At 37.8% G+C, this 4,826-nt stretch carries 6 protein-coding genes; all 6 read left to right on the top strand.

What is annotated here, in order from left to right:
* Positions 1 to 292, top strand: a 292-nt coding sequence (locus tag BLT94_RS21520) for an HNH endonuclease (RefSeq protein ID WP_139169106.1), incomplete at its 5' end; no start/stop codon positions are given.
* Between the two features lie 1,059 nt (positions 293 to 1,351).
* The gene (locus tag BLT94_RS21510) at positions 1,352 to 1,639 is read left to right on the top strand and encodes a hypothetical protein (RefSeq protein ID WP_092238787.1); all 288 of its coding nucleotides are present in this window, start codon (positions 1,352 to 1,354) and stop codon (positions 1,637 to 1,639) included.
* Positions 1,639 to 2,091 carry an HNH endonuclease gene (locus tag BLT94_RS21505; protein ID WP_092238784.1) on the top strand — a complete coding sequence of 151 codons (453 nt, stop codon included), beginning with the start codon at positions 1,639 to 1,641 and terminating at the stop codon, positions 2,089 to 2,091. Before BLT94_RS21510 ends, BLT94_RS21505 begins: the two co-directional genes overlap by 1 nt.
* Before the next feature lie 632 nt (positions 2,092 to 2,723).
* On the top strand, positions 2,724 to 3,482 hold the full coding sequence (locus BLT94_RS21500; protein ID WP_092238781.1) for a DUF169 domain-containing protein: 759 nt from the start codon (positions 2,724 to 2,726) through the stop codon (positions 3,480 to 3,482).
* Between the two features lie 310 nt (positions 3,483 to 3,792).
* Positions 3,793 to 3,993, top strand: a complete 201-nt coding sequence (locus tag BLT94_RS21495) for a hypothetical protein (protein WP_092238779.1) — start codon at positions 3,793 to 3,795, stop codon at positions 3,991 to 3,993.
* 29 nt (positions 3,994 to 4,022) lie between these two features.
* Entirely contained in the window at positions 4,023 to 4,301 is a 279-nt protein-coding gene (locus tag BLT94_RS21490) for a hypothetical protein (RefSeq protein ID WP_092238776.1), read from the top strand.
* Positions 4,302 to 4,826: the final 525 nt, after the last annotated feature.

Raw genomic sequence — 4,826 nt, 5'->3', positions numbered from 1 at the left:
CAAACGGATAGAAAATGCTCGGGCTATCCCGAATAAAATCGAGGTTATATCGGTTTCCTTTGCCCGGAATCCTGATGTCGTGGCTGAGGTTCTATTTATTGCAAATGGATACTGTGAGTACTGCAAAAATCCGGCTCCATTTGTACGCCGTGCGAATAACTCTCCGTATCTTGAAGTCCATCATAAAAAACCGCTTTCGGAAGGCGGTGAAGACACTGTTGCCAATGCGGTAGCTCTCTGTCCGAACTGTCATCGAAAGGCTCATTATGGCTGGCCAAGGGGCTTCAAGTGAAAAGAAGTAAAAAATCATTGAGTTACCAAAGCCCGAACCAGCGGGTGAACCGGACGCCAAGGGTCTCATTCTTTTTAAAGGTTGAGAAAACTTTTAAACGATGTGCTTTCAATCAACTTTTTTGGAAACCCTTGCCGCCCGTTACCCAAACGTTGAGATACCTACCAGCCAGTATGATCGTTGAAATTATTTTTTACCGTTTGAGGAATGTGTATAAGTACTAAACTGAGACCATTGATTTTGTAGTTAATTTAGCGGAGTTATCCCTCAAAAAGCTGACCGATAGTTCCCTACCCTGCTTCTCGATTTTTTTTATCAACGGTTCCAGATAAATTTGCAGGGTGATTTCTCTGGTATGTAAGGTTCAAAAAAAGTTTTTCCTGAAGAAGCTTATTTTACAGTAAGTCCTGGCTTAAATCAGCAAACATCCTATGCATATATGCATATTGACCTTTGTAAAAATTAGAACCCTCGGTCTCCCAACCAGCGGGTGAACCGGACAGCAAGGGTCTCATTCTTTTTAAAGGTTGAAAAAACTTTTAAATGGTGTGCTTTCAATTAACTTTTTTGGAAACCCTTGCTGCCCGTTACCCAAACGTTGAGAAACCTACCAGCCGGTATGATAGTTGAAATTATTTTTTGCCGTTTGTGGAATGTGTATCAGCACTAAATTGAGACCATTGATTTTGTAATGAATTTAGCGGAGTTATTTCTCAAAGAACTGACCGATAGTTGCCTACCCCGCTTCACTAATTTTTAGTCAACAGTTTCAGATAAATTTGCAAGAAAAGTTCTACAGCCTGCAAGCCTCAAAAATTGAGTTTTCCCCAAAAGACTTATTTTACAGGACGTTCCGGCTTGATGCAGCAATCATCTGATATATAGGCACATTGACCTTTGTAAAAGATTAGAACCTCCGGTTTCCCAACCAGCGGGTGAACCGGACGGCAAGGGTCTCATTCTTTTTAAAGGTTGAGAAAACTTTTAAACGATGTGCTTTCAATCAACTTTTTTGGAAACCCTTGCCGCCCGTTACCCAACCGTTAGCAGGCATGCTTTATGAACAAAGCTTTTAAATTTAAAAATTGGAATACGGGTGGAAAGCATTACGTTCTAAATGCTACTTCTCACAACAAATGGGTTGGATTTCAAAAATCAGTTATTGAAAAGCTAAAAAAGAAATTTGGCGATGACTTTTATTTGGTGATTTGGACAGACAGGCAAAAAGATAATGACTTTTTCAATATCCCGTTTAAAAAATTAAACATCTATTCGTCGATGAACACAAGACGACTGGTAAGTTTAAAAACAGATGGACTGCAATTATTGAAAATGGGAAATTCTTAATGCATAGCAATAGTAGTTTAGCTGTAGATATTAAAGACGATTACGGAAATTATCATATAAAAAAAGATAAGCTTTATGAACAAATTGATGAGGATTTATCCAATTTTGAGTTAGAACAGGAATTTTTCGAAGGTGAAAAAAAATATCGTCTTTCCAGCTATTATGAGCGCAACAGCCAGTTGCGAATTGCAACCATAAAGGAACATGGATTTGAATGTAAGGTATGTGGATTCAATTTTAAAGAATTCTATGGCCCTCAAGGTGAAGGCTTTATAGAGGTGCATCACTTGACCCCTGTTTCTAAGCTTGATCCGTCAAAAAAAGTGTGTCCGATTAATGATATGACAGTGGTTTGTTCAAATTGCCACAGAATGTTTCATAGAAATAAAAGCGAACCTTTAACTATAGATCAAGTAAAAGGTTTTTTGCAAAAAAAGAAAATATTTTGCTAACAGGCGGGTGAACCGGACAGCAAGGGTCTCCTTCTTTTTAAAGATTGAAAAACTTTGAAATGATGTGCTTCCAATGAACTTTATTGGAAACCCTTGCTGCCCGTTACCCAAGCGTTAGGAATTCAGTATAATATCCCAGGAAGTACCCAGGCAATCAACTCTATAACCTTAATCCATCTTTGCGAATAAGAAGAAATAATTTATATGATATCAAGTAGTTGTTTTTTTGTATAGCACCAAACTTGGCACTACAATATTTCGTAATAAGATTTCAAGCATTAAAAATAAACAGAGTTTTTAATTATTTTGATGTAATAAAAGATCACTATTTTCAATAGTTTATGAGGCAGAATGAACAAATTTAGTGCCATAACACACCATATAAAAGCTGTAACGTATTGAAATTGCTGTCAATAACGTTTGTAGTCGCAAAAATGAGTTAAAATTATTTATCATACAAGAATTTGGCCACTGATTTAAGCCAGGACACCCCGTAGAATAAGGCTCTTCTGGAAGGCCCTGTTTCTGAGGCTTACGTGCTGGAAGATTCTCATCAACCGGTTTAAACTGTCCCGCTTTATGTCGGTAGCCAAGAATTTTATTAATTGAGTTTATTACGAAAGGAGCTAAGCATGAGACCGTTATCTACCGATTTATCAATATTCGAAAAATTTAAGTTCGATGCAAAACCGGTTGGAGTTAATTTTTTACATGACAAGCCGGAGGGAATAAACAAATTAGATAAAAAGTTGGGATTATGTGAGATGGTAAAAGAAGCCCGCAAAACAGATAGCTGTTTTTACATGCAGGCAGATAATGAAGATTGCGCCGGTCATTTTGTTTTGGGTATGACCGATACCCCGGTATTTGCAGAATTTGGAAAAATAGGACCGGCTTTAGGAATGTTCCAGGACGAGCGTGCTAATGGGCGTATGTATAATGAATTACCAAAGTTTAAAAAAGGTGTCGTAAATTATGCAGTTTTTGCACCGTTAGGTAAAATGATTTTAGAGCCTGATGTTTTGGTTCTTACTGCCGATGTCCGACAGGCTGAAATCGTATTAAGGGCGATGAGTTATACTACTGGAGAGCTTTGGGAATCTAAGTCGGCTTCGGTTTTATCCTGTGCATATCTTTTAGTCTACCCGTACAAATCAGGTAAAGTGAATTATCAAGTTGAAGGAATGGGGTTTGGAAAAATTGCGAGGGGAATTAAAGGTGAGGGCATGGTAAACATCTCAATACCTTGGGAAAAACTTCCTATAATCTTGAATAGTTTGAAAGAAATGGAATGGGTACTGCCATCATATACCTGCGGTAGAGAGAAATATCTACAAACTTTTGGTGAAAATATTGAGAGAATTGTCCGGGAGGAAGCAGAAATTTCATAAGAAAGATGAATGCCAGAAAAATCCTAACAGGCGGGTGAACCGGACAGCAAGGGTCTCCTTCTTTTTAAAGATTGAAAAACTTTGAAATGATGTGCTTCCAATGAACTTTATTGGAAACCCTTGCTGCCCGTTACCCAAGCGTTAGCAAGGACACCGGGCGCGGGATGGACAATCGCCCGATAATCTGTTATCGCTGAAGCTTTAGCGGCAAATTAATGATAGCCCTTATCCCACTTTTTTCGGGTCTGTTAACAAGCTGCTGCACACAGATAAATTTGTGAGCTAAATATTAGCAATACAAAGGGGAAGCATGGAAATAAATTTTGAGTGTAAAAAATGTAAAGGCATATTCGACTCTGATGTCGGTATAATAAAAATGAATGAGCAAACATTTAGATCCGATTTTGAAAAACCAATTATGTGTCCAGTATGTGGAATTCGGACTATTGATGAAGTTTTTCTGACGGAGTTAGGCCAATCTCAAATGACCAAAGCTACGATGGATATTTAAACCATTAAAAAGGGAAAGTAACTTCAGAAATGCCAAAAATCAAAAAGAAACTCACAACAGCGCAAAAACGAGCTATAAAAGCTGAAAAGGCCGAGCGCCGAAAAAAATATGAGTGGGTGTTCATGAATGGCAAACAAGTTAGAGTAAAAAGACGTCCTATGATTGATGGAATGGATGTAGATGAATTTATTTTAAGAAATGCTGACCCAATTTGGTTGCATCAGAACGAAATGTGGGAGTATATCAAAACTGATGAAGATCGAGAGCATATCGAAGAAGATGAAAATGAAAATGAAATCCCATTTTAAATCTTACATCAAAGAATGTGCTAACAGGTGTGTGAACCGGACAGCAAGGGTCTCCTTCTTTTTAAAGGTTGAAAAAACTTTTGAATGATGTGCTTCCAATGAACTTTATTGGAAACCCTTGCTGCCCGTTACCCAAGCGTTGGGGGCAACCTACTATCAATTTTAAAGCGACCGACGTAAAAACAGACAGATTGAACCGTTTGAAGATTTTTCAGCATGTAGGATTCAAAATGCAATTTCATAGAAAATCCTTATCCTACCGGGTGTTTCAGTTTAAAAAGGATCATTGATTTTGTTTTGAATTTAACGAGGTTATTCAGTTCAAGGAATTTACCGATAGCACCCTACCCTGCTTTGCCTATCTTTTCTTCAACAATTCCAAATAAATTTGCGAGGGAGAGTTCTTCCGAACGCAAGCCTCAAAAATAGAATCTTCCAAAAGAGTCATATTTTACAGAATATCACAGCTTCAATCAGCAACCATCCGATGAATATATGCCCATTGACCTTTTTAAAAAAAATAGA

The organism is Desulfobacula phenolica (genome assembly GCF_900105645.1).
Lineage (GTDB): Bacteria > Desulfobacterota > Desulfobacteria > Desulfobacterales > Desulfobacteraceae > Desulfobacula > Desulfobacula toluolica.
The sequence above is the reverse complement of the archived record's forward strand: the minus strand, read 5'-3'. Positions and strand labels throughout refer to the sequence as shown.

Coding starts and splice junctions, on each gene's coding strand:
- BLT94_RS21505 (WP_092238784.1), top strand. CDS start 1,639: ATGCATAGCAATAGTAGTTTAGCTGTAGATATTAAAGACGATTACGGA.
- BLT94_RS21510 (WP_092238787.1), top strand. CDS start 1,352: ATGAACAAAGCTTTTAAATTTAAAAATTGGAATACGGGTGGAAAGCAT.
- BLT94_RS21500 (WP_092238781.1), top strand. CDS start 2,724: ATGAGACCGTTATCTACCGATTTATCAATATTCGAAAAATTTAAGTTC.
- BLT94_RS21495 (WP_092238779.1), top strand. CDS start 3,793: ATGGAAATAAATTTTGAGTGTAAAAAATGTAAAGGCATATTCGACTCT.
- BLT94_RS21490 (WP_092238776.1), top strand. CDS start 4,023: ATGCCAAAAATCAAAAAGAAACTCACAACAGCGCAAAAACGAGCTATA.